The organism is Phyllobacterium sp. OV277 (assembly GCF_900104355.1).
Classification (GTDB): domain Bacteria; phylum Pseudomonadota; class Alphaproteobacteria; order Rhizobiales; family Rhizobiaceae; genus Phyllobacterium.
Genome location: NZ_FNIY01000005.1, coordinates 187,079 through 212,962 on the forward strand (window position 1 = coordinate 187,079; position 25,884 = coordinate 212,962).

At 51.6% G+C, this 25,884-nt stretch carries 21 protein-coding genes; 16 read left to right on the forward strand and 5 right to left on the reverse strand.

What is annotated here, in order from left to right:
• Positions 1-67 precede the first annotated feature (67 nt).
• The 3 genes from BLU05_RS17765 to BLU05_RS17775 are packed head-to-tail and all read left to right on the forward strand — an operon-like array spanning position 68 to position 5,689.
• Positions 68-274 (forward strand): MbtH family NRPS accessory protein, encoded by a 207-nt coding sequence (locus BLU05_RS17765; RefSeq protein ID WP_244518410.1) that lies wholly within the window; start codon positions 68-70, stop codon positions 272-274.
• 39 nt (positions 275-313) lie between these two features.
• Positions 314-4,306, forward strand: coding sequence for a non-ribosomal peptide synthetase (locus BLU05_RS17770; RefSeq protein ID WP_175540654.1), 3,993 nt, complete (start codon positions 314-316; stop codon positions 4,304-4,306).
• A gap of 36 nt (positions 4,307-4,342) precedes the next feature.
• Positions 4,343-5,689 (forward strand): lysine N(6)-hydroxylase/L-ornithine N(5)-oxygenase family protein, encoded by a 1,347-nt coding sequence (locus BLU05_RS17775; RefSeq protein ID WP_091882778.1) that lies wholly within the window; start codon positions 4,343-4,345, stop codon positions 5,687-5,689.
• A gap of 4 nt (positions 5,690-5,693) precedes the next feature.
• On the opposite strand, the gene BLU05_RS17780 is transcribed toward BLU05_RS17775, so the two are convergent.
• Positions 5,694-6,452, reverse strand: a complete 759-nt coding sequence (locus BLU05_RS17780) for a 4'-phosphopantetheinyl transferase family protein (protein WP_091882781.1) — start codon at positions 6,450-6,452, stop codon at positions 5,694-5,696.
• 27 nt (positions 6,453-6,479) lie between these two features.
• The gene (locus tag BLU05_RS17785) at positions 6,480-7,379 is read right to left on the reverse strand and encodes an alpha/beta hydrolase (RefSeq protein WP_091882783.1); all 900 of its coding nucleotides are present in this window, start codon (positions 7,377-7,379) and stop codon (positions 6,480-6,482) included.
• Between the two features lie 442 nt (positions 7,380-7,821).
• Here BLU05_RS17785 and BLU05_RS17795 point away from each other — a divergent pair, with 442 nt between their 5' ends.
• From BLU05_RS17795 to BLU05_RS17850, 11 genes are all read left to right on the forward strand, one after another.
• On the forward strand, positions 7,822-8,094 hold the full coding sequence (locus tag BLU05_RS17795; RefSeq protein WP_091882789.1) for a hypothetical protein: 273 nt from the start codon (positions 7,822-7,824) through the stop codon (positions 8,092-8,094).
• A 470-nt stretch (positions 8,095-8,564) separates the two neighbouring features.
• Positions 8,565-9,578 (forward strand): helix-turn-helix transcriptional regulator, encoded by a 1,014-nt coding sequence (locus BLU05_RS17805; protein ID WP_139210487.1) that lies wholly within the window; start codon positions 8,565-8,567, stop codon positions 9,576-9,578.
• 45 nt (positions 9,579-9,623) lie between these two features.
• Positions 9,624-10,844: a polysaccharide biosynthesis/export family protein gene (locus tag BLU05_RS17810; protein ID WP_091882798.1), complete on the forward strand. Its 1,221-nt coding sequence runs from the start codon at positions 9,624-9,626 to the stop codon at positions 10,842-10,844.
• Between the two features lie 112 nt (positions 10,845-10,956).
• Positions 10,957-11,820, forward strand: coding sequence for an FkbM family methyltransferase (locus BLU05_RS17815; protein ID WP_091882801.1), 864 nt, complete (start codon positions 10,957-10,959; stop codon positions 11,818-11,820).
• Between the two features lie 93 nt (positions 11,821-11,913).
• Complete coding sequence (locus BLU05_RS17820; protein ID WP_091883175.1) at positions 11,914-13,206, forward strand: glycosyltransferase family 4 protein; 1,293 nt, start codon at positions 11,914-11,916, stop codon at positions 13,204-13,206.
• An 8-nt stretch (positions 13,207-13,214) separates the two neighbouring features.
• Entirely contained in the window at positions 13,215-14,366 is a 1,152-nt protein-coding gene (locus BLU05_RS17825; protein WP_091882804.1) for a hypothetical protein, read from the forward strand.
• A gap of 148 nt (positions 14,367-14,514) precedes the next feature.
• The gene (locus tag BLU05_RS17830) at positions 14,515-15,219 is read left to right on the forward strand and encodes an outer membrane protein (protein ID WP_091883177.1); all 705 of its coding nucleotides are present in this window, start codon (positions 14,515-14,517) and stop codon (positions 15,217-15,219) included.
• Positions 15,220-15,277: 58 nt separating this feature from the next.
• Positions 15,278-16,459, forward strand: a complete 1,182-nt coding sequence (locus tag BLU05_RS17835) for a Hint domain-containing protein (protein WP_091882807.1) — start codon at positions 15,278-15,280, stop codon at positions 16,457-16,459.
• Between the two features lie 158 nt (positions 16,460-16,617).
• Entirely contained in the window at positions 16,618-18,939 is a 2,322-nt protein-coding gene (locus BLU05_RS17840) for a glycosyltransferase family 4 protein (RefSeq protein ID WP_091882810.1), read from the forward strand.
• A complete protein-coding gene (locus BLU05_RS17845; protein WP_091882812.1) occupies positions 18,917-19,894 on the forward strand; it encodes a hypothetical protein in 978 nt (325 codons plus the stop codon). Before BLU05_RS17840 ends, BLU05_RS17845 begins: the two co-directional genes overlap by 23 nt.
• Entirely contained in the window at positions 19,891-20,718 is an 828-nt protein-coding gene (locus tag BLU05_RS17850) for a tetratricopeptide repeat protein (protein WP_091882815.1), read from the forward strand. The genes BLU05_RS17845 and BLU05_RS17850 overlap by 4 nt, the downstream gene beginning before the upstream one ends.
• A gap of 106 nt (positions 20,719-20,824) precedes the next feature.
• Here the strand turns inward: BLU05_RS17850 and BLU05_RS17855 are convergent, their stop codons facing one another.
• A complete protein-coding gene (locus BLU05_RS17855) occupies positions 20,825-21,919 on the reverse strand; it encodes a KpsE/RkpR family capsule polysaccharide export protein (protein WP_280139040.1) in 1,095 nt (364 codons plus the stop codon).
• 285 nt (positions 21,920-22,204) lie between these two features.
• Between BLU05_RS17855 and BLU05_RS17865 the strand changes: the two genes are divergently transcribed.
• Positions 22,205-22,972, forward strand: coding sequence for an ABC transporter permease (locus tag BLU05_RS17865; protein ID WP_280139041.1), 768 nt, complete (start codon positions 22,205-22,207; stop codon positions 22,970-22,972).
• A gap of 57 nt (positions 22,973-23,029) precedes the next feature.
• Positions 23,030-23,788, forward strand: a complete 759-nt coding sequence (locus BLU05_RS17870; protein ID WP_091882826.1) for a class I SAM-dependent methyltransferase — start codon at positions 23,030-23,032, stop codon at positions 23,786-23,788.
• Positions 23,789-23,806: 18 nt separating this feature from the next.
• On the opposite strand, the gene BLU05_RS17875 is transcribed toward BLU05_RS17870, so the two are convergent.
• Together BLU05_RS17875 and BLU05_RS17880 are read right to left on the reverse strand one after the other, a co-directional pair.
• Positions 23,807-24,553, reverse strand: coding sequence for an ABC transporter ATP-binding protein (locus BLU05_RS17875; protein WP_091882829.1), 747 nt, complete (start codon positions 24,551-24,553; stop codon positions 23,807-23,809).
• Complete coding sequence (locus BLU05_RS17880; protein ID WP_091882832.1) at positions 24,550-25,752, reverse strand: KpsE/RkpR family capsule polysaccharide export protein; 1,203 nt, start codon at positions 25,750-25,752, stop codon at positions 24,550-24,552. Before BLU05_RS17880 ends, BLU05_RS17875 begins: the two co-directional genes overlap by 4 nt.
• Positions 25,753-25,884 lie beyond the last annotated feature (132 nt).

Here is a 25,884-nt window from a genome sequence, read left to right on the forward strand (position 1 = left end):
ATTCCGCTTAAATCGGACACGGGCTCATCCGTCTCTTGGTCATGTCTTTATTCTGCAAGGAGCCCGCATGATGTCGGATGTCGACACGTCACCAGAGACCTGGAGCATCGTTCGCGATCAGGAACACCGCTATTCCGTCTGGTCCAATGACAAGGCTCTGCCGGTTGGCTGGAGCAAGGAAAGCTTTAGCGGCACCCGCGAGGAATGCCTGAGCGAAATCAAGAAAATCTGGGTTGACCCGCGGCCGCTCGCCTTGCGGCAGGCGATGGCGTGATTGCCGGATAACCTTTTCAGACAACAGATCGGTGACGATATGAACAAACTATTCGCTCAACCTGATACCAATGAGCCTGTTTCCATGGATGACATTGCCAATAGCGCTGTCGAAAGCTTTCCGCTGACGCTGGCACAAAAGCGCATCTGGTCACTTGAGCAGATCGGCAACAGCACGGTCTTCCCGTTTCAGATTCTTTCCTTGCAATGGAATGAAACGGTTGATCTGGATCAGTTGCAGACCGCATTGAATGCTTTGGCACACCGCCACAGTGCCCTGCGCACGCGCTTCCGCCGTTTTGCCGGTGGCCGCATCGAACAGTTCTCCATTCCGGGTGATCTTCCATCAAATGAGAGTGTCGGCAGCGACGGCAATCCTTTGACCCAGACGGAAATCGAAGACGCTAAAGGCGGCTTTGTTGCCCGTCCTTTCGATCTCCTGAATGGAGTTTCCGCCCGCAATCAACTGATTGTTGGAAGCAAGGGCCAGTTGGTGTCAACTACCGTCTTGCATCCGATTGTCTGTGACGAAGCGGGGCTCGCGATCCTGCGCAATGATCTCATTGCGCTGGTCGAAGGCAAAGAATTGCCGGCGCTTTCCGAGGACACTCTTCAGCGCGGCGTGCGCGAAGAGGAGTGGCTGGATAAGCCGGAATTCTCGGCAGCACTCACCCATTGGCGTGATCTGATTGGTGAAGAATACAACGCCACGACACTGCCCACCCGTTTCAATGCAACAGGGTATGCCGGTGCCAAGCGCAAGCATGCCTCTTTCGCTTTGGATGCTGAACTGTGGACCAACATTGCGTCCTATGCCCAATTGAAAGGCTTCAAAGCTGAACACCTGCTTTCTGCAGCCTTTGCCGTTCTCCTGGCGCGCTACAGCGGTAACTATGCCCTGCAATTTGGCACATTGCTTGGCTCCGGCAATGAGATCGACCGGTCAACGATTGCACGCACAGAACAGATTCTGCCGCTCAAATTTGAATTCACCTCAAGGACCGCATTTCTTGATGTGTGCAAAGCGTTGGTCTCATCCATCGCCGCCGGAACAGACCATCTTGTTCCATTCGAACGGCTTGTTCAGGAAATTCAGACGCATGAAGAACGGGAACAGGATGCTATCGTCAAGTCCCTGTTCGAATTCCGCCAACCGGTGCTGCATTCGGCTTTGGCTGACCATCATGCGCCATCAATTGCCCCACGCTCGGACGCGGAACTGGCATTGGTTCTCACGCCAAGCGCACAGGGCGGACTTGCCGGTCTGTTCGACTATGCCGAAGATATCTACGAACCCTCACTGATCGAGCGCGCAGCCATTCATTTCGGCCGCATCCTCTCTCAGGCCATTACCGGCGAACGGGTTCGCATCAAGGATATCGAACTCATTACCGATGACGAACTCCTTGTTCTCTCGGCCCCCTATGATGATGACGGCATTAACGATGATCGCGCCGTGCATGAACATATCGCTGCCCATGCACAGCGGACGCCTGACAAAACAGCCGTCATCTTTGCTGATGAAATCTGGAGCCATAGCAAGCTTGACCGCAGCGCCAATAAACTGGCACACCGGCTGATCAAACTTGGCGTTGGCGCTGATATCAGCGTTGCGATTGCCGTCAAACGCTCTCCTGAAGCAATCGTTGGCATTCTTGCCACGCTCAAGGCTGGTGGTGCCTATATTCCTGTCGAGCCTGATCATCCGACCAGCCGCAACCATCACATCCTGCGCGATGGCGGCGTAAAAGTCATTCTGACCCATAGCTGGCTGCTTGATCGCATTCCGGAAGGGCTTGATGCGGTTATTCTGGAGCTGGACAAGCTTGATCTTTCGGAAGAACCGGACAGCGTTCCGGATGTGAAAGTTCACAAGGATCAGCTTGCCTACATCATGTACACATCCGGTTCCACCGGCCTGCCAAAGGGCGTTGCCGTCGAACATGGTCCTTTGACCCATCACATGCAGAACACGTCGCGCGTTTACGGCATGAGCGAAGAATCGCGCGAACTGCCCTTCCTGCCTTTCAGCTCCGATGGCGGACACGAACGCTGGATGAATCCGCTGATGGAAGGTGGCAGCATCATTCTGCCTGATCAGCCATTGTGGACACCCGAAGAAACCCTGACCGCCATGCGCAAGCATGGGGCCAACAATGCCAGCATTCCGACAACCTATCTCCAGCAATTGGCGGAATGGGCTGATCTGACCGACAGTGCCCCACCGATGCGCCTCTATTCCTTCGGTGGCGAGGGCCTTGCCCAGCAGACGTTTGATCTTCTGTCCACGGCATTGAAATCCGAATGGCTGATCAATGGCTATGGGCCAACAGAAACCATCATGACGCCGATGGTGTGGAAGGTGCGCGCCGGACAGAAGTTCGAAGGCACCTATGCACCAATCGGACGGGCTGTTGGCAATCGCCGCGTTTATGTTGTTGATCCTGATCTCAACCCCTGCCCCATCGGCGTAACAGGTGAACTCTTCATTGCGGGCGAAGGCATGGCGCGCGGCTATATCGGCAAGGCCGATACGACGGCTGACCGTTTCATCCCCGATCCCTTTTCCAAAGAAGGTGGCCGTCTCTACCGTTCCGGCGATCTGACACGCTGGCGCGAAGACGGGACAGTCGAATTCGTTGGCCGTGTTGACCATCAGGTCAAACTGCGCGGCTATCGCATTGAGCTTGGCGAAATCGAAGCTGCCCTGCTTCAATTGGATGGCGTTGGCGAAGCTCTGGTTGTCCTGCGGGACGACGATGCAACCAAACAGAAAATGCTGGTTGCTTATGTAGTGCCAAAGCAGAGTATCGAGCTGGATATCGTTGACATGCATTCAGCGCTGGAACGCATGCTTCCCGCCTATATGGTGCCTTCAGCCATTGTTCCGCTTAAGGCGATGCCAATCAACCCGAACAGCAAGCTTGACCGGTTTGCACTACCAGCACCGACACCGATGCAGCGGAACATTGTCGAGCCGGAAAATGCGTCCGAAGAGGAAATCCGGGATATCTGGCAGGAAATTCTCAAGATCAGTCCGATCAGCGTCGAAGATAATTTCTTCGCCATTGGCGGTAACTCGCTGGGTGCCATCCGTATTCTCTCGACATTGCGTCAGCGCAAGCCGCAGAACCGGACCACGATTGCCGATCTCTTCAACAATCCGACAATCCGCTCGTTTGCCCAAATTGTTGAAAACGGTAATGATCAGGCGGGCAGTGAAGTGATCGTGCTGCGTGCATCAGGAACCAAGCCGGTTCTTTATTGCTTCCCCGGACTGCTCGTCAGCACGCGCGAATATGTCAAGCTTGTCGACTATCTCGGCGCTGATCAGCCCGCCACCGGTTTCATCTGCTATTCGCTCTCCGAACAGAAGGAAATCGGCTCGTCGGTTGACGATATCATTCAGGGCTATGTGGATTACATCCGCCGCGAAAGCAAAGGCCAGCCCTGCTATTTCCTCGGTTGGTCGTGGGGCGGTCTGCTTGCCTATGAAACAGCGCGCAAGCTTGGCGATGAGATAGATCTGCGTCTGATCACAATGGTTGATGTATGCGATCTCGGCACGGAATTCGCCATCGGCGCCAAGCCGCGATTCAAGCCGGGCGAACGCGATCAGCTGCACGCGACCGTGCAGGAATGGTTGTCACGAACAGCCATGCGCGGTGAATGGGACCGCCTGCTCAACGTCATGGATGAGGATACCTACGAGCAGTTCCTGCGCTTTGTCGGTGACGAAAAGGATGAGCTGCCGACAGATGGTCCTGATATCAGCAGCCGTGAACATACGTTCTGGATTCTTATCGACAACGCACTGATTTTCAGGCGTCACGAACTAAAGCCGCATGATGTGCCGATCCATTCATGGGCGGCCGATGACAGCCTCAATCGGGGTCTCAACCTGATCGACTGGCGGCGCTACTCCCCGCGGGCAAATCCGGCGGAAATTATCTCTGGCACCAACCATCTGCACGTAATCGGATCACAGGCATTCCACAGCCGTCTCTCCCACCGGCTGGACGAGGCCCGATAGGGCCCTTTGGAATCAAGATCACGGAAAGGAATTCTGATGACTGCCATGTTTGCGAACAATGATCATCTGCGTCAGCCGAACGAAACCCTCGATCTGGCGGGTATCGGTGTCGGACCTTCCAACCTGAGCCTTGCTGCCCTGCTCGACAGTGTAGAACAGGTAAAGGCACATTTTTACGAACGCCGGGCCAGTTTTGACTGGCACCCCGGCATGATGCTGCCCGATGTCGAGCTGCAATCATCTTACCTCAAAGATCTTGTCACCCCCGTCATGCCGACCAATCCCTGGTCTTTTGTGGCTTATCTCGTGGCACATAAGCGTCTCTACGCTTTTCTGAATGCCCATTACGACGCTGTACCCCGACGTGAATTCGCGCAGTATCTGGCATGGGTGGCGGGACAGCTCGACAATGTTTCCTTCGATGCCACTGTTCGCGAGGTCAAACACGAGAAGGACCGGTTTGTTGTGCAGTTCGACAATGGCAGCGTCGCCGCCAAGAACATTGTTCTGGGAACAGGAACAAGCCCATTCGTACCGTCTTGGGCAACACCATTCCTTGGCGAGCGGTGCTTCCACAATTCCGAGGCCAAATTCCGTCTGCCGGACCTTGATGTCAAGCGGGTCGCCGTTATTGGTGGTGGCCAGAGCGGTGGTGAAGTGGTCGAGTCTCTGCTTAATGCGAAAGCGGGATTGAAGGAACTGAATTGGTTCAGCCGTCGGCATAACTTTGAACCGATCAATGATACCGCGTTTTCCAATCAGGTGTTTTCGCCTGAGTATGTCTACGCCTATCTCAATTTGAACAATGACCAGAAATTGGAAGCGCTTAAAGCGTCGATCCTCACCAGCGACGGTCTTTCGCATTCTACCATCAATTCGATCTATCGCCGACTCTACAGCCTGCGCTATCTCGAAGGCCGTGACATCGAGGCCAAGCTCTCGCCCAATCGTGACGTCATTCAGGTCGAGGCGGACAAAGACGGCTACCGTCTGATCGTACGTAACCGCTTCGATGGCGGCGTCGAGGTTGCTCACGCTGATGCGATCATTCTTGCGACGGGTTATCAGTTCAAGCTGCCAGAAGCGCTGTCTGGATTGCAGGACCGTATTCAGTTCGACAGGAACAGCCGGCCAGCACTCAATGACGAGTATTGCCTCAACTGGAATGGGCCGAAGCAGAACCGCATTTTTGCCCAAAATGCCGGACGCTATAGCCACGGTATTGCCGATTCACAGCTCAGCCTGATGGCATGGCGCAGCGCCCACATCATCAATTCGCTGACCGGACAAGAGCATTTTGATCTGGAGCCGCATGACTCGCAGGTCAACTGGCTGTCGAGTGGTCATGAAACACTCGGTCAGTCCATCGCCGTAGATTACTAGTTCGTCAAATCTGATCGGGAAAACGGTGCTGGCGAAACACCAGCGCTGCCCGCTCCGATTGTGCGGAAACGGCGATCACGTGGCCGCCCGGTGAACGAAAAAGACGATGATGCCAACCGGCGTCATCGTTTGATAGATTCTGTTCAATGCGAATGGTCTTTGTATCGCGTTCGAGCCGTACATTCAGGCGGTTCGGGTCAACGGTTAGCCCGTCTCCCGTAGCTTTCAAAAAACTCTCCTTCAGGGTCCAGTACGTCAACAGCAATGATTGACGCTCTGCTCCCTGGAGCGCGGATAACGTTGCAAGCTCGCTGGCCGAACAGATGAGTTGCGCCGTCTCTTCTTCAAGTAACGAAGAATGTAGTTCTGCATCTATACCAACAACGGTACAATCTCGACTGATCGCAAGGATTGATAGATCTTCCGTATTACTCAGATTGAACGTCAATGCAGTTTTGTCTGCAAGGTATGGTTTGCCGTGCTCTCCAACCGCGATACGCAAATCCTCGGCGGCTATTCCTGCGTAAGACGACAATATGGTGCGCTGCAGATAGCGCCCGGCCATAAAACCGATACTATCTTTCTCAAATCGAAAGGCCGTCGCACGATCCTGTTCTTCACGCGTTAAACGCGACTTGATCTTGACCCAATCGGTCTGGCCAACCGTATGGGGCCACCACCAGATATCGATTGCTGGATGGTGTTCTCGAGTGGGCGTTGCGCTCGCTTCGGGCATATCCAAGAGAAGATCATATGGCAGCATCTCGCCTGCATCCTTCCCTTGGTAGCACTACGATATCAGGTGTGGTTTCACAATTGCAAAGGCCGTCTGAACCGCACGATTGACCGCGACCGGCAGCAGCGACATGTGATTCTCACCCGCATAAATCTCGAATTCTGTCCGAATTGGCCGGTCCGGCAAACGGTTCAAGCGGTTCATAAGTTCGACGGAATAATCATTGTTTCGCGTGATCTTCTTTTGCGTCAACCGATCTGCCTCATCAGCAGCGCCGCGCTGGAACGGTGCCAGTTTGTCCGTTTCATACTCCCCGCACGAAAGAAAAAGTTCGGCACCGGGCCGGGTTGCAGGCGTTGCTTCAAATCGCGGCAAAAATTCGTTAATCGCGCAATTCTCCCAATAGATGGAAGCACTTGCCGCAATCCAGGTCGTAAAGGCCGCAGGGCGTGTAAAGAGACTGTAGAGTACGAAGAGCCCGCCAAAGGAATGGCCGAAAATCGCCTGGCGATTACGATCAATGGGAATATCAGCCTCAATCATGGGCTTTATCTGGTCTTCAACAAACGTCAAAAACTCTTCTGAACCTCCGGTTCTGACTTCCGGGCTGTTCTCATAAAATGGTGGATAGCTCTGTCCAGGTGGCGGCCCGAGGTCCCATGAACGCCTCAGCGGGTCATAGGCCCCATCAACCGGATAACCGATCGTAACAATGACACCGTAACACACATTGGTCCCAGTGGGATAACACGCCTGTGCCCGCATCGCATCAACAGCAGTACCGATGACCGCATTGCCGTCGGTCATATAGAGTATTGGCCATCCATCCTTTGGCGGCTCTCCGCCCGGGCGGTAGACGAATATACGGTAAGTCTGGCCATTGTGATTCGAAACCACGTCGTGAAAGGTGGTATCGCCAATCGTGACCAATGATGAATTGGGAAATGCTGTCATTATTCCATATCTTGCGAAGATCGAAGGACGGGTCTTCCACCGCTTAACGGCGCAGAACGCTTTGGTTGGTTATCCTGTTATTAAACATGAACATAATGGTCAATATTTATTCTGCGCCGTTGAACGTCACTTTTCAACGGAACATGGCTGACACAATCGCTTATGATTCAACAGCTGTGTTCGCAGCAATCACCGATTACGAACCGGTTTGCGATCACACTATTGTTAAATGCCCCGAGAGCCTAAGATTTGCTATGAAAAACAGTCCCGCTAACCATATATTCGTTTCCTATAAAACGATTCTGGAAATCTCTTGCAGCAAAGCAGTTAATTTCAGATGTTTACTCTGATTTGAAAACCTTCTCTCTTCAATTATATATATGGTTTACATAGTAACTAATGGTTTTGCCTTGGAATGATCGAACGAAGTGAGATGCGATTTATGAATACACATGAAAAACTTATAGAATCCATCGCAAAGGCGATCCATACGCAGAAGTATACTGGCAGCCAGAGCTGGGACAGTATTCCGGATTTCGTCCGCCAAACGTATCGGGAATATGCGAAAGCCGCGCTGCCCATAGTGTATAGCGTTATGCGGGACCCCACCAACGAGATGATCGATGCCGCTAACCGAGCCCGGCCGTCTGTGACATCAAGAACTATTCAGGCCGCCGTTGATGCCTCACCTCTCAATCCGAACGGCAAGCTCTAAATCGCAGCAATCGAGAGAATCAGTGTTGCGATGCAGCACATGCTCTTGCTGAAAAGCAGATTCATCCCCAACGCAGCCACATGGTTGCCAAGGCCTGTCCTCTTTATGGCTTTCGCTGATTAACATGCGATCCATACAAGATGGGGGGCTTTTATCTGTCGTGCATTTCGTTCATTTCTGTAAAAATATACACATCACGACAAATCGTTATTATAAACGCCAGTTTTCTAACGTTTTCGTCAATATACATGTTGAAAATAATGTTCAAACCTCTCATTTGTGAAACAATTGTTTTGTATTGTATGGGATAGATAAATTTGTCTTTAAATTTCACATTAATCAAATAAGCTAAAAAACTTGTAAGGCAAATTTCTTTAGTTGCTATTTCTGTAAAGTTTCTCGTAATCTGGAATTCCTTGAATGTCTAAAGTTTATCATGGACTTTCGTTCTAGAAGTTGCTTGAAGGTATTTGGGTTTTTTCGGGGGAGAAATGTATAAAAATCCTATGGAACGTTCTGAATACAGATCTCTTTCGAGTTCAAGTGACGACATATCCAGTAACATTGAGAAGATTGATGATAACTGGCGCTGGTCTAGTTTCCCGGACGACCAAGGCCGCTATGGATTTAAACGCCAAATATGCACCTTGCAGCAGACATCTATTGTATATGGCGAGACAAGCGGCCGTCTTGAAGTCGTTTCAAATGGTGTAGGCGCAACATTGAGCTTCGTTTTCATGCTCAAAGGCGCGATTGATCTTATCGATACAAAAAACCGGAAAATACAAAACATCGCTGCCGGAAGCGCAACCAGTGTTTTTGATCGTCCCGGCGTCAAGGCAAAATTTTATCCCGGCAGCACCTGGGTGACCTATCTTGTGCCGGTACCAACCCTGCGTGAACATTTTGAACGGTTGATGCGGCGGCCTTACTTTCAGGAACTGGCATTCTCGCCGTTGCACGATTTCCGTACCGGTAGCGCTTCTGCGCTCTATCAGACGCTTTGCTATGTCAGTGAAGACATTGCAGCGGCTACCAGTTCCGGGCGGGAAGTCCTCGCTGGCGTGTATGAACGGTTGTTGCTTGCCAAACTGTTCATGACCAAGCCTGACAATGTCAGCGCGTTGAACAATCAATCCTCACGCAGAATTTCGCCCCGCTATCTGCAGAGTGCGGAAGCATTCATGCGGGAAAACATTCATAATTCGATAACGCTTGATGACATTGCAGCCGCTGCCGGATGCAGTTCGCGTGCCCTGCAACGAATGTTCAAGGAATATCGCGACACCAGCCCCATGCATATTCTGTGCGAATACAGATTGTCGGCAGCACATGATGCAATCGTCAGCGGGAGTGCCCGGAACGTAACTGATCTGGCCATGCATCTTCAGTTTTCAAATCCCGGGCGCTTCTCGTCCCTGTACCGGAATGCATATGGAATGAGTCCATCGGCAATGATGAGATTCCATGAAAAGAGCGCGTAAGACATGCTGAGAATGCGAGTTGGACTTTCACTCCCGATAGACGTGATGCCACAGCATCTCCTTTTCCGGCATATTGGACCAAAGAGACCAGTATCGGCAGGGTTGCTTATTTCCACGGCGATTGCATTATCACTGTCAGGCTGCGCTCTCCCCAGTTCCGGCCCTTCTGCAAAGCAGGTTATTGAGCAACGGAAAACTGAGACCCGCACCAACTATGCGATGGTCGATGTCAACAATGCCGTTCTTTCGTATGCGGCGACGCGTCCACGCGAGAGTCTGATCAATCGCTTTGGTGCAGGACCACGCACAAGTGATTTACGCATTGCGGTCGGTGACGTGGTTGGTGTCAATCTTTGGGAAGCCCCTCCCGGCAGTCTCTTTGGTGGCAGTATCACGTCATCTGGCCTGCAGCAGTCGACCGGTGGATCAACGGCCATCCCGCCGCAAACGGTTTCGGGGGACCGCACCATTGCCGTTCCCTACGCTGGACGCATTACAGTAGCAGGCCGGACACCTTCAGAAGTGGAGCGCCAGATCGCAGCTGCGCTTGAAGGCAAAGCGGTCCAGCCTCAGGCTCTCGTGACGATCCAGAGAAGCACGGCAAACTCAGTAACTGTAACTGGAGAGGTTGCTTCTGGCGCACGTATTTCCCTATCAGGCGCAGGAGAGCGTGTGCTTGATGCCATCGCCTCTTCCGGCGGCATCAGGGCGGCGGCGAGTGAGAGCATCATCAGGTTGACGCGCAATGGTACCACAGCCCGCATTCCCTTTGACGTGCTTATCGAAAACCCTGCGGAGAATATCAGGCTAAAATCCGGGGACCTCATTACAGTTGTGCGTGAACCGCGTACCATCCTCGTGTTGGGTGCAGCCGGTCGCAATGCTGAAATTCCATTTGAAGCGTCCCGTATCTCGATGGCCGATGCACTTGCAAAAGCGGCAGGCCTCAATGACAATCGCGCCGACGCCAATGGCGTTTTCGTCTTGCGCTATGAACTCTCATCTGTCGCGCGCAGGTTCCTTGCTGCCGGCAATCCACTTCTCAACTCCGGTGAGTATGTTCCTGTCGTTTATCGCTTCAACATGAAGGATACGAGCACGTTGCTGGCCATGCAACGCTTCGAGATGCAACCTCGGGATGTCATTTATATCGCCAATGCTTCCGGCGCCGAATGGCAAAAGGTTATGGCAATCTTCCAGGGCATCGCTTCACCGGCCATGTCTGCCACGTCAATTGGTATAAGCGCAGCAGCTGTAGGGAAGTAACCATAATTAAGGAGACTACATTCTAAGCATCCGTCTTGTGGGATACTAATATAACTGAAACTATCACTGTCCTACGCTTCCCGTTTAGGTACAGCTCTAGTGAGAATGCATCATGCCATCCCAGTCGTTGCTCCATCTCCACGAGATTGCAAATTTCAAGCGCCAGGACCTGGAAATAGCGGTTCAAAATCTCGCACGCAGTGCATATCTGGGCGATTACACAGCGATTGTACGTATCCTGGGACGTTACAAGTTTTACATTGATACCCGCGATCGCGGTTTCGGATCACATCTCCTTCTGGACGGCTACTGGGAAATCTGGCTGACGCAATTTTGCGCACGTAACATTCAGGCGGGAATGGTCGTTGTCGATGTGGGCGCCAATTTCGGTTATTATTCCGTCCTGCTCGCGGAGCTTGTTGGCGCTACGGGAAAGCTCATAGCGGTGGAGCCTAACCCGCATGCCATGGACTTTTTGAAACGTAGCATCGATCTCAATGGCTTCTTACGCCGGACACATTTCGAGCAAAGCATTCTCAGCGATGAAACAACAGGTACCGCACCTTTGTTCGTGCCGCATCACGAGCCAAAAAATGCAACGGTTGTGGAACCTCACTTTGTCGCGAACCCATTGATTGGTTCCATCATTGATGTTCCGGTGACGACAGTCGACCAGCTCTGTAAATCATATGATCGCGTCGACTTCATCAAGATTGATGCGGAAGGTGCCGAACAGCGCATTTTCGGTGCAATGGAAGAAACCATAGCCCGCCACAAACCGATGATCGTGGTGGAGTTCAATGTCGAGAGATATACAAACGGTGAGGAATTTATCCGTCGGCTGACAGCTGTATATGGCACATTGCGCCGACTGGACTTCAAGGGGAAAGCGCATATCGTGTCACCTCAGGAGCTTCTTACAAAAAACGTTGGAGAGGACTGGCTGCTTGTGGTGTCGGCCCAGGAGCCGGCGTGAGCTGGGAATTTAACACTTGAACGACTTAATGCCCTTATCCCGAAAGGAAGCCCGTTGGTAAAAACCATATTGTATGATGGTCTGAATCTATCCATGCAAAAGGGAACCGGCGTTGCCACTTACACCCGCGGCCTGATTCAAACCGCACGCGAACTTGAATACAAAACCGGCATTGTTCATTCCGTTCAGGGGAAACTCCCGAAAGACCCGGCGCTTAGGGAAGTGGTCCTCTTTGATGACAATTCAAACCGGAAACTTACGCCTGTTGCACTTGGGCGACGCTGGATGCGGCGGCGCATTGCCGCGCCAATGGGCGTCACCCCAACGCCCATCCCGCTAACGGGCACGGTGATTGTAAAATCATTGCAGGGAAATCTGATGGGGTCAGAATTTCTCTATGCAAATAACGACCTTTTTGCCCTCGCCCGCCATCACTTCAAAGCCTTCGGGAAAAGCCTGCCGCTTTCGTTCGACAAGGCCCCGGATCTTCTTCATTGTACCTATCCATTGCCACTCAGGGCACGCAAGGGTCTGAATATCTGCACCATTCACGATCTGGTACCGCTGCGTCTGCCATACCTGACGGAAGACAACAAACGATATCATTACAAGCTTCTGCGGCATCTGACAAAATCGGCAGATCACATCGTTACGGTCTCCGAAACGTCCAAACGGGATATCGTCAAGATTCTTGGTGTCGATGAAAAACGTGTCACCAATACATATCAAGCCGTCCACGTGCCGCTTGATTTACGTGATAAGCCTCAGGATGTGGCAGCGGATGAGATTGCAGGTATTTTCAATCTCGACTGGAAGAAATATTTTCTGTTTTTTGGAGCTTTTGAACCAAAGAAAAATCTCTCCAGACTGGTAGAGGCTTATCTTTCAGCCAAAGTTGATCTGCCGTTGATCATCGTTGGCGCGCCTGGCTGGAAGGGCGATCAGACACAGCTTTTGATCGATGACGAGCGGTTTCGCTTCTATGCACAAACTGAAAACCGGATTGTCCCCGGGCGCCGCATTCATCGCTTTGATTTTGTATCCTATTCTCTTCTCATCAGTCTGGTACGCGGCGCGCGTGCGGTTCTCTTTCCTTCCCTGTATGAAGGCTTCGGGCTTCCCGTCCTTGAATCGATGCAGCTCGGAACGCCGGTTCTGACGTCCACGGAAGGATCTGTCCCCGAAATTGCAGGCGATGCTGCGCTGCTGATTGATCCATATGACACAGATTCTTTGCGCAATGCCGTCAAAGCACTTGCCCGCGACAGCGATCTTTGTGACCATCTCGCTACATTAGGACCGAAACAGGCCGAACTTTTTTCGCCGGCGCGCTACTCTCAGGCTGTCAATTCTCTCTATGACAGCCTCTTCAATGGAGGAGTGTGAATATATCGATGACTCTTCTGGTCGCGTTGGGGATGCCAGGTATTATGTCGTTCTGGGGCAATTTTGCCCTCGGCGTCATCGCAAGCGAAGTATTCGACGATCATTGCATGTTCCATGTGGAAACGCTGGAAGACATCCAAAATGCATGGAAGAACCGGACCAGTGAGAATGTCATTGTAACATCTCACTATCCGGATGCCGGATTGTCAGCATTTTTACTGAAAACAAATGCCCCTTATGTGGTTTTCCGCGAAAATGCGGTGGATTCCGTTTCCTATCTCGCCCGCCAGCTTGCGCGCGAGGACATTGGACTTATCCGCTCCGTATCCGCGAGCATTGCATGCATCTCCCAAGTACGGGCACATCCCTTCCTGATTAATTTGGATCGCGAGAAGCTCGGTGCGGTTCCAATCCATCGTATAATAGCCCAGATATGCCGCCAGCTTCGTATTTCCCTGACGTCTTCAGCTATGGTGCGGTGTTTGAAGCAACTGGGCATGGACAATGTCGATTCCGCAACGCAAGTTGACCAGATACCGACCCTGGAAAAATCGGCCCAGATCAATCCTTTTTATGCGGCTCCCGGAGCAAATCCGACAAATGTATCGGAAAATCTACTGGAGATTGCCCGGAGTGTCGTTCAACCGTTCGATGGCAAATTGATAAAGGATCAGGTTTCGTCACTGACATGGCCCCAGGAGAGCTTCCTGCTGGCGGACAAAGGGGGTGAGCCTTCCGAAGGCGAGATTGAGCTTGTCGGCCGAGCGCGCTGCCTGGTCTACGGCCCCTATTTCCACCTTCCTTCAGGCGAATGGAACGCCAAGTTTTCCCTCGGCATCGAGCATAATGTTTATGGACAGATCTTTACGATCGAGGTCCATAGCGATGGGCTGTTGAGCAAAATTCGCGTGCGACCGTCAGGAACGGGTTCCTTTGCCGCTGAAGCCGCCTTCCGTATTGATAGTCCGAAGACCCCAATCGAAATCCGCCTCTTCACGGATAGCGGCTCTATCGAAGGTTCGATTGCCTACTGGTTTGCCGAATTGAGCCCTATCGATTTGAGCGCACCTGATTCTGAACACGCCGCCACGGATGTGGCTTTGGAACACGATCAAGATGCGATAGCAACGTCTGAAGAAACCGTTAACTACCCAGAATGATGTAGCTTTCGGCAATGCAATACATAATACGCCACACATAGACATTCGGCGACTATATTTAGGTATTTCTTGATAATTAAAGTATATCCAGTATATATATTCTATGTCACTCTTCCCTTTGAAAGTTGGTCTTTTTAAGGTGGAAGTCATGCAGAAATTTGGTGCTATCGGTTTGTTCCTCGCAGCTACAGTGTTGGCGGGCAATGCCTACGCTGCGGATGCTGTCAGCGATACCGCTCCTCCGGAGGCAGTGTTCACTGAACCCGCTTTTACCTGGACAGGTTTTTATGCGGGTGTGAATGCTGGCTATGGCTTCGCTGGTGACGACGACGTTGGCTTGCGCACCGGTGGCGTATTCCTTGGTAAAATCGGCAAGCTGGAAAACAGCGGTTTTCTTGGCGGCGCTCAGATCGGCTACAACTACCAGATGAACAATTTCGTTCTCGGCCTCGAAGCAGATTTCCAGGGTGCTGATATCAACGATGATCTGTCGACGCGATTCCTGGGATCTGACGTTGACGCTCATTCAAAGATTAACTGGTTTGGTACAGTTCGGCCGCGCCTTGGCTACGCATGGGATCGCACGATGATCTATGGCACAGGCGGTCTTGCATTTGGCAACGTCAAATATTCGGTCGATGTCGATGGCGTGAACTACATCGATGAAAGCAAGACACGGGCAGGCTGGGTTGCTGGCGCTGGCGTGGAGCATGCCTTTACGGATCACCTGACCGCCAAGCTTGAATATCAGTACATTAATCTGGGCAGCCGCACTGTTGGAGACAATGTACTGTCTACCGAGGCAACGTCTGACTTCCACAGCGTTCGCGTCGGCCTGAACTACAAGTTCTGATAACGTATTCTAAAGATACAAGAATAAACACTCAGCTCTTAACAGAGAGGGATTTGCTATGGCCTTGCTAAATGTTCAGCTACTCCAGAACACAACAACTACAATTGACTCGTCCAATGCCAGTAATGGCGACACTGTTAGTCTTGGTCTTGTCTCCAACGCCACGCTGATCGTCAGTGGCGTTAACGTTGACATCACTGCCTTTGCCGGCGTGTCAGGCGTTACCAGCACCACGTTCCAAGTTGTCAATGGGGCCAACCTAACCGTTGATGCGCAACTTGCATCCATTGGCGCGGGCTCCACTTTCCACTACAATATCGGCGCAGGCAGTTCTTTAACAATCAACTCTGCTCTGCTCGGGGTGGATGTTCTGCAGACAACTGTTGTTGATTTTGGTGGATCAACAGGGACAGGACATTTCACATATATTCCACCGACTATCGCTCTCTCCTTGAGTTCTACGCCAAGCATTATCAATGCAAGCGCAGGCGATCGCGTTACAGTGAACAACTCAAGTTCGGTCACTCAATCGGGAAATGTCATTACATTCCATGGCGGTCCGCTCGGTCTCCTGACACTGGCAACATATACAATTCCAGCCGGCGCTACATACAACTACGTTGATAGTACCGATACTCTGACGTTCGTTACACCCTGTTTCGTTCGAGGTACACTGGTAGCTACACCGGAAGGCCAGGTACCCGTTGAATGGCTCAAGGTTGGCGATATCGTCCTTAGCTTGAACAACGGTCCCGTACCTGTGACGTGGATCGGGAACCGGACGATCGATCCGAAAACACTTGATAAGCCTCGCAATGATTTGCCTGTGCGCATTCGCGCTGGTGCCCTTGCGGAAAATGTTCCGTCACGGGATCTTTCCGTTTCGCCAGACCATTGCATGTTCATCGGCGGCGCGCTTGTTCCGGCCAAGCTGCTGATTAATGGTACAACAGTAACCCAGGATATTACGCTTAATCTGATCGACTACTATCACGTCGAACTCGAAGCACATGACGTGATCTGGGCAGAAGGTGCACAGGCCGAAACCTATCTCGATCTTGGAAACAAGAGTGTATTCCTAGAGCCGGGTGTTCTGCAGTTTACTTCGGTAAAGGCGAAGGAAGCCAAAGCTTGCTATCCTCTTGCTTACTGGGGTCCTGCGGTCGACAGCGCACGCGCAATTGTCGCAGAACGCGAAGTTGCTCTTGGATATAATGCAGACGAAGCAAAAGCGTCTTAATATTGAAACATAGTATAGGCCGCGCCTGAATATCCAGGCGCGGCCTATAATTTTAACCATTGATAATAATAATCTCTCGTTAAGACAATATATATTCCATTTACAAATCACCCTTTTCAGTATGAAATCATTTTCATAAATACTTTGGAGAGCAATGAATGCGTAGTGAACTATTGGCTTCACCTTATACGCTCGATGAAAACAAGTATGATTTGAGAAGTTTGCTTGGAAAATTCGCGGGCAAGCGCATTTTTTTTGATGGTGTTTTCAAGGGTGACTATAGCCTTGCCATCGTCAACCGCCTCCTCGCACAGGCATTGATCGCCACTGGCATTGAAATTTCCCTCTATACACCCGAGTCAGACTGGCAGACCGATGCACGGCTCGATGCTGTACCAGAAGTCAAGCGCCGGCTGCTCGCTCAGTATCCGGCTGGTGAGACTTACGACGTCCATCTGCGCAATACCTGGCCTCCGGCTACGCATGACATGCTCGGAAGATTCAATGCCTACGTCAATTTCGCTTGGGAAGAACTTGAAGTTCCGCAATACCTGATTTCGCGCTTTAACCGCGATCTTGACCTCGTGATGGTCACATCAAACTTCGTCAAACAGGCCTTTGTTCAATCGGGACTTACAATTCCGGTCGAAGTCGTCGGTAACGGAACGGACCATATAAAATCTCATGCCGGGCTTGCTACCGATTCTCCTTTGGCCCCCAGTGACAGGGCTCGCATTCTCCATGTCTCTTCATGCTTTCCCCGCAAGGGTGTTGACGTGCTTATCGAGGCGTATGCCCAAACGTTTAGCAGAGATGAACCGGTCGAATTGGTCATCAAGACCTTTCCCAACCCTGACAATATCCTCAAAACGGTCATGGCCAAATTCGACGAGCAGTTAAAGAGTGCGCCGCCCGTTGTTCTTATGGAGGAATATTGCAGCCCAGAGCAATTGCTTGGCTTGTATCGCACGGCCTCGCTCGTTGTGGCACCGAGCAGAGGTGAAGGATTTGGATTACCACTGGCTGAGGCAATGCGGCTGGGAATACCCGTGGTGACGACCGGCTATAGCGGTCAGGTGGATTTTTGCACACCCGAGACCGCATGGCTGGTTGACTATCACATGGCGCCATCAGTGGCACACGTATCGGGCTCATTAAGTCTGTGGGCCGAACCATCCGTTGCACATCTTGGAACGCAATTGCGGGCGGCACTTACAAATGAGGAGGAGGCACGCATGCGCAGCAAAAATGCGCAAAGGTTTCTGGACGAGCATACCGGATGGAACTCGGTTGCCGGCAGGGTCCTAGCGGCTATAGCCAAACCTGTGAAACTGCTGGTTGCTTCCAAGCAGCCATGGACAATTGATCTTGTCTCGTCCTGGCAGCAGCAATGCGGCTTGGCGACCTATTCGGGACACCTCTACTCAACCCCGGCACTCGCTGGTCGTTTTTCGCATATCTATGCGCGTCGATTTGTTGACGACGAGCTACCGGAAAGCGCTGCTGGCCAGATCGCCGAAACGGCTGCCATTACAACGCGGCCTTGGGGCTATGATCTTGCTTCATTGACGCGGTTTATCGCGGAAATCGAGAATGCGAAGGGAGATGTGCTGTGGATGCAGCATCATCCGGGACATTTTTCTACGCCGGATATGGAATTGCTGCTGAAGACGCTTCAACAGGTCAATCATAAACTTCGCGTCATTACCATGCACAGTGTCAAGGAAACCCTTCGTGGCGGGAATCTGGAATGGACAAAAGGCTTTGATGTCGTGTTTGTTCATTCCGCAGAAGATGCTGGCCTTCTGGCCAAGGCAGGCCATCCGAATCCGGTTGTTGTGCCTCATGGCGTGCGCGAAGCATCTGAAGCCGCACTGCAGCCCGATCCATCAACATTCACGATAGGCTCATTCGGCTTTCTGATGCCACACAAGAATATTGACGTTCTCGTGCAAGGTTTCGCAAAGGCGCGCCTCTTTGAACCGCGGCTGCGCCTCAAACTCCTTAATTGCATGGTTCCCAACGACGAATCGCGAGCGTCGCGAGCTCTGATTGAAAATCTGTTGAACCATTTCGACCTGCACAATGTTGCGACGGCCAGATTTGATTTCATCGACGAAACGGAGCTGAGCAATGAACTCTCCCAATGCGATCTGCTCGGCTTCCTCTACGGCGCGTCAACCGAAACAGCGACGGGTGCAGCGCGGATAGCCATGACTGCGGACCGCCCCTTGCTGTGCTCCCGCTCGCAAGTACTGCGGGACATGTGGCCCATCAGTCACGTTGTGCGGTCCGTCGACGTGGATTGCGTTGCTGAGGCGCTCGTAAGCCTTGCACAGAATCCTGACCTTCTTGGTCTGCGTGATGCCGATCGCCGTCAAGCAACACAGTGGAATTCGTATCCGCGCGTGGCTGCGCGACATGTTGTGATTATCGAACAGATGTTAGGGCGCAAATATGACAATCGCCGAGCTGCATAAGATCCCTCTTCAAGCCTTGCCAAAGGATGTCTTTTCCTTGCCGGCTGACGCATTTGTTGACGCTTGGGCATCGGCGTTCAATCTCGCCGAGACTGATCTGAACGCCGACCAAAGACATAATCTGGCACAGGCCATCCGTGATGGAACCAACAGAATGAAAGTTATTGATGCACTGCGGGCTGCATCCCCCCAGACAAATGAGAAGATTGGTGATTTCTCGGCACAGGTCGTGCGTCGTCCAGCCGATCAGTTTGCACTGATCGAGAACTTCACCCGTTTCGCTCCTGATAGTGACGTGGCATTCCTCCGGTACAGTTTCTCCAAGATTCTTGGACGCGAACCAACGGATAAAGAACGTCTGGCTTTTGAGTTTGATCTGAGACGCGGCACGCGAACGCGGGAACAAGCGGTAAAGCAGATAGTCAGCATTGCCCGACGTGACGGGCGCATCTCACTTTGGGATACGCTTGACGAGACAGACCATTTGCCCGGTGAAGTGGACAACAGCGAAGCGCGTACCATACCTGCTGGCCTTTCCTACGATCTGAATGGCCAGGAAACATTGATTTTCGTTCGCGAAGTTTCCGGCTCAGGTTGGATGATCGGTCCCGATTTGTTGCGCCAACCGATCAACGTTGTGGACGATGGCTGGAAAGTAAGCCCAGGCTGGCTTTTTGCCGGTCCCAAACGCAGTTTGCAAGCCGGATCATGGCGCGTTCAGATCGACCTTATTCAGGAATTAAATGCTAAGCTTGCGATACAGCTGGTTGCCAATTCCGGTCTGGATATCCTGCAGGAAGTCACGATAGCAGGAGCATTCGCTGGCAATCTTTCCACCGACATCCGCGCAGAACACCGCTTTGTTGAATTGCGTGTGAAAGTCATCGATACCGGCAATGAAGTGTCCTGGGTTCGTATTCGGGATATTTCAATGGTCCGCGAGGTGAAATCATGATCCGGCTACCATTTTCCGGACAGGTGGCAAAGCAGGCACTTAAACTAGCGGAAAGCAGCTTGGAACCAAAACGGACGGCCGTGGCTCAAGCGGACGCAGCGCGCAACCGCGGCGACTGGCAAACCGCAGCCACGTTTTACAGGCGTGCTGTTGCTGACAATCCTGCCAGAACAGACCTGCTGGTCCAGCTTGGACATAGCGAAAAAGAGGCGGGGAATTACGATCAGGCCGAGACGGCCTATCGCAAATATCAGGGTCTCCATCCGCGCGATGTGGATATACATGTGCAACTTGGTCATTTGTTCAATCGAAAAGGTGATCTGAAGACAGCCTTCACCTGGTATGACAAGGCTCTCAAACTTTCACCAGACGATCTGGAGATCGCGCGGCATGTGAACATCGCACGCAACGGTTCCAGCCAGCCCGGTCTTGAACAGAACCGGCGCGATGCCATGCGCCTTGTTGAAGAAAACAATTGGTCAAAAGCCCGAGCTGCCTTGCGTGAACTGGTGGTCGACAATGGCCAGATCGACATGATTGCCGTTTATGCCAATGTCACGAAAGAAGACGGGGATTTTGACGAGGCATCGAAGCTTTATGGTCAGTATCGCGACTATGCCACGGCTTTCAATCCCGACAGTTTGGAAGATGTAGAAGTTCAGCTGGGCCATCTGCACAAAATAGCGGGCGATTACCGATCGGCGCTGGCCTTCTATATCAGGGCGCGAAATCTCCAGTTTGAACGTATGGGGTATGTTGACTCGACCTCGCCATATGAGCGCGAAATTCAGGGATGCATCAGCGAGATTTACACCTGCTTCTAGGGCAATGTTCTATTGAATGAACGGATCTGGCAACTGTCTTGACTGGCACTTGATACAAGCAGCTCCGGCCTTTCCGGCTTCCATAGGATCGTTTTGCCGAAAGGCTCTAATTGCTGTGGTCACGGATTGCTGTAAGCAGCAACCAGGCGAGCAGGTATCCAATAGACGTAACGAGCAGAACGATGGTGATGTTCTTCAATTCCGTTGGGAGTTCCGCCTTGTCAGGATGGTTGGCTGGGACCACCACCTCGAGATAGAGCTGCTGCCGCCTGGCATCAGCCCTTGCCGTCTTGAGAGAGTCGAGCGCAGAAAGAAGTGCTTTATTGGAAAACTCCCGTTGCAATATCAACGCTTCATAATCGGCAATTCGCGGAGCGATGGAGCCATCTGTTCCAGCCATTTTTCCTTGCTCAAGCTTCAATTGCTCTTCGAGGGCGCTGATCCGGCTGGTGATGAAGGGAATGGAACTGGAATTAGGTGCAGTTTCCTTTGTTTCGGCAAGATTCGCACGCGACGCCGCCAATTCGGCACTCAACCGGCTCATCAGTTCGACAAGCGAAACCGAATTTTGCCCCGGGTCGATCATCAGCTCCTTGTTGCGGAACAGGGTAATTGCCTTCTGCGCATCGATCATTCGTTGCTCGGCATTCGCAACTTCAGCGGTGGCGAAGCGGATTGCATCTCCCCTCGCCCGCTCGTTCATTTTGGAAAGCCGGTCGCTGCCAAGTTCAAGCAGTTTCACATTCATCGCATAGGCATCTTCTGCCCGGAAAGCCGATGTTTTGAGAACTGTTATACCGGTTGTGTCATTGTGAATGACCTGGACCCGCTGCGAATAATATCGATAGAGTTCTTCGAACAAACCTGTCTGCCAGGGGGCGGGAAACCGCGCGAAGATGTCTGCCTCAGGCCGATCGAAATAGCCCCGTATCGGCAGATCATCACTCATTCGCAGCAAGGCGTCACGGGAGCGGATATATTCCTGTGCAGAAAACGTGTCATCCTGCGACCGTGTAATCCCACTGTTCTGCAATAGATTGCCAAAACTGGATGATGAAGGCGGCGCAGAAACGCGCACAACAAAGGAAGACTGAGAAACATAAATCGGCGCGGCGATAAACAAATAATAAATGCTGACAGAGAGAACCGGAATGACAATGATGATCAAAGCAAAGCGCATTCGCCAAAGCTTGGATATCAATCCTCGTCTAGTCTTCTTTGCGGCCGGAACGAAAGAATTGGGAGCCAGACTATTTATGATCTTAATCCTTTATGGAATTGATACGAAAGCAGACAACGCATCATTCTCATTCCAAGAGAAGCAAAAAGAGTATAGGTCTAAAATATATGAGTTGTGAAGTACTTGGATCATCCTTGCGTTGATCAAAAGAACGTATATTGTTCATTTTGTCGCTTAGTGACTATAATTTAAAGAAGACATTCAATGGAAGCTGTTCCGTCGAAATCTAATAAGAACTCAGTTTTTATGACAGGCCTGCGCGCACAAACGCGTGTTTTAGGCGCATTGGTCATGCGTGAGATGATAACGCGGTACGGACGTGAAAATATTGGCTTCCTATGGCTGATTCTGGAGCCCATGATTCTGACATGCGGTGTCATGCTATTGTGGACTCTGATGAAGCACGAGGCACATGGCCTAACGGTCATCGCCTTCGTGCTGAGCGGGTATATGCCCCTCACCCTATGGCGTCATATTTCCTCACACATGGTGTCCTGTCTGCGTCACAACATTCCTCTGATGTATCATCGGCAGATCCGTTTGGCAGATGCGTTGATTGCGCGCGCACTGCTTGAAATTGGCGGTACGACCTTCGCACTGCTTGTCGTCTATTCTGGCGCATATCTGGCTGGATTCATCGATCCATTTGAGGATATCGGCCTCAATCTGGCTGGCTGGCTGTTCATGGCCTGGTTTTCGTTTGCGGCAGGCCTCATTCTGGCGGCTCTTTCGGAAATATTTGAGGTTGTCGAAAAACTGGTGCCACCTTTCCAATATCTGATGCTGCCCATTTCAGGCATGTTTTTCATGGTTTCCTGGCTGCCGCACGGCGTACAGAAACTCGCGCTTTACGTTCCAACGGTTCATTGTTTCGAAATGTTCCGCGCGGGTACATTTGGTAATGCCATCAAGGCTCATTATGACGTCTCATACATTTTCACCTGCTGCCTGATTACCACGGCAGTTGGCCTTTACCTTGTTGAGCACGTTAGAAAACATATCAAATTCGAATAGGCTCAAGGGAGCTTGTCTTTAGTGAACTAATCCAAACAGTGCCAGTGGAGGATACCTATGCGCGACACGAATGAAGATTGGGAAAAATTGGCGCAAGACAATGCCTATTGGGCTGTTCTGACTGAAGATGAATTCAAGCCGAAGAAACTCACAAAGAAACATATGAATGCATTTTTTGCGACTGGCCGCGCAGACATTGCAAACCTTACTACAAAAATCAAAGGCCTTATTCCTGACTTTTCGACGCCGGTGGAATCGGTCATTGATTTCGGCTGTGGTGTCGGGCGACTGCTGATACCCCTCGCCGAGCAAGCTACCACCGCCATCGGCATCGACATATCGGAAACGATGCGCGCCATTGCGTTGAAAAATGTTGCCAGTCACGGGCTCAACAATGTCCGCTGCGTGGAAACCCCGGAAATTCTCGTCAAGGAAGGGGTTAAGGTCGATTGGCTCAACAGCTATATCGTCTTGCAGCACATTGAACCGCGCCGTGGCTACTTCATCATCAACGATCTCTTGCAATGCGTTAAGAGCGGCGGCATTGCGTCATTGCACATCCCGCTTTTCAAAACGGCAAACCGTGCAGAATATTATAACGACCGGATGATGTACTTCCGCAACGACTACTACAAAAATGAAACCGTATTTATTGACAGGGACAATTACGGTCATCCCGATATCCAAATGTATGATTATGATGCCAATACGGTCATGGCCCTGTTTCACAAGAACCAGATGACCAATGTCCACCTTTTGCATGATCGATCAACCACGGGCATTCACGCTTACCACTTCATTGCACGGCGTGACTGAGGTTGAGTGTTGCTCGACTTATAGCGAGGCGTAAATATCAAAGGCAAATTTGACGTCGTCGAAGACGCGCCCCCGGCCATTTTTGAGCACAAGGGCAGATTTGCACTGGTCGGCGATGATATCGAGGGTATGTCCAACGATGATCATCGCCCGGTTTTTCCGTTTTACAAACAATTCATCGAACGACCGGCGCTGAAAGCGCTGGTCGCCAACGGCAATCACTTCGTCGATCAGGTAGCAGTCAAAATCGATTGCGAGAGACAGGCCAAAGGATAAGCGTGCGCGCATACCGGAGGAATAGGTCTTGATCGGCATTTGAAGATATTTGCCGAGATCGCTGAACGTCTCCACACAATCGCGGATTTCGTCAAACGGCCTGTTATAGATTCGCGATAGAAACCGCATGCAATCAAAGCCGGTCATCGAGCCACCAAAGCCGCCACTCAATGCGATTGGCCATGACAAGGACATGGACCGTGCGACGTGACCTGATGTCGGCATTTCAATTCCGGCGATCAATCTTACCAATGTAGATTTGCCCGCGCCATTGTGACCAAGGATGGCGATTTTTTCACCGGCGCGCACTTCAAAATTGATATTATCCAGAACCCGCCGGGTTCCGCCATGAATTGGGTATTCCTTAACCAGATTGTAAGCGCCGACAACACCGTTTTTCGACAGTCCTTCCTGGGCCGGAACATTGGTGGTGAATTGTTGCGGCACCCCGTCAGAGTCTTTGAAAACAATGGTTCCGGGATTGGTCATGTTTCAGCGTGATCATAAATCTGGTTGATCAGGAACCGAACAATCCAGAATGCCGAAAAGCACAGTGCAAAGATCAGCAGAATTGAATAGAGGCGTTTTGGATAAAGCGCGTAATCCGGTCGATTTGGATTGACGATTCGTTCCAGATAAAGCTGCTGCCTTTGCGCTTCAATCTTTGCATTCTCCAGCGATGTGGCTGAGGATTCCAGCATTCTCATCCCGAGTTCACGTTGCAGAAGCAATTGCTCATACTGAGCGATGAGAGGAGCCATGGACGCATCACCACCAACAATGCGCGCCCGCTCCGCGCTGATCTGCGTTTCCATCGCGTCAATGCTGCTGCGAAGTGACTGAATCTGCGGGCTTTGGGGAGCCTGTTGAATGAGTGCAGTATATTGAGCCTTGCTCTTGGCCACATCATCCGACAATTTGGCAATCATATCGAGCATCACAGCGGATTGTTTGCTCGGATCGATCATCGCCACCTTGTTGCGGAAGCCGGTCAATGACTTCTGAACGTCTGTCATGCGGCTTTCACTGTCAGTCATCTCAAGCTTCGCATAACGAATCGCATCCTGACGTGCGCGCTCATTGAGTTGGTTTATCAGCGTTTCGGCGCCTACAAGCAGCGCTTCAGTGAGTTTCTGCGCGTCTTCAGGACGGGATGCACGCACTTCCAATGTCGTGACGCCGCCGCTCGAGTCCGTATCAATAGTCATGATCCTGCGATAGTGCCTATAAAGAGCCTCTTCGGTCGCGTCGCTCCACGGACGGGGAAACCGGGTAAGGAAATCCGCTTCGGGCCGGGCGAGTAACTCCCTCAAATCGCTCCTTTCTTCCAACGTGGCGACGGCCGCGCGCGATTCAATATATTCCATCACCACATAGCTATCGTCCTGCGCACGAACAAAGCCCGTGCTTTGCAGAAATCCGCTGAGCATACCAGCTGCATTTCTGTTTGGACTGCGCACGACGAAGCGCGTCTCGGATGCATATTGAGGTGATGCGATGACGCCATAGTAAATGGTGGAAAGAGTCGTCGGAAGAACGACCATCAGGATAAGCAGCACATGCCTGCGCAGCAATGCAATCAAACGATCGCGCCGTTTGCCTTTGTGTGCGTCGCCAACCTCGGACTGGCCAAGGTCAACAAGCGTCATGTAGTCGAGGAATTCTTCGTTGGGACTGAGTCGCGTCATGCAATCACGCGCTCATAGGTTGAAGGGCAGATTCTGCAATGTTTGCTTGGCAATGCCAATCTCATACTGATCTCCACAACCGCATCAGAGATGTCTACTACGCCACAAGATATAGTGAAACTAAACATTCCG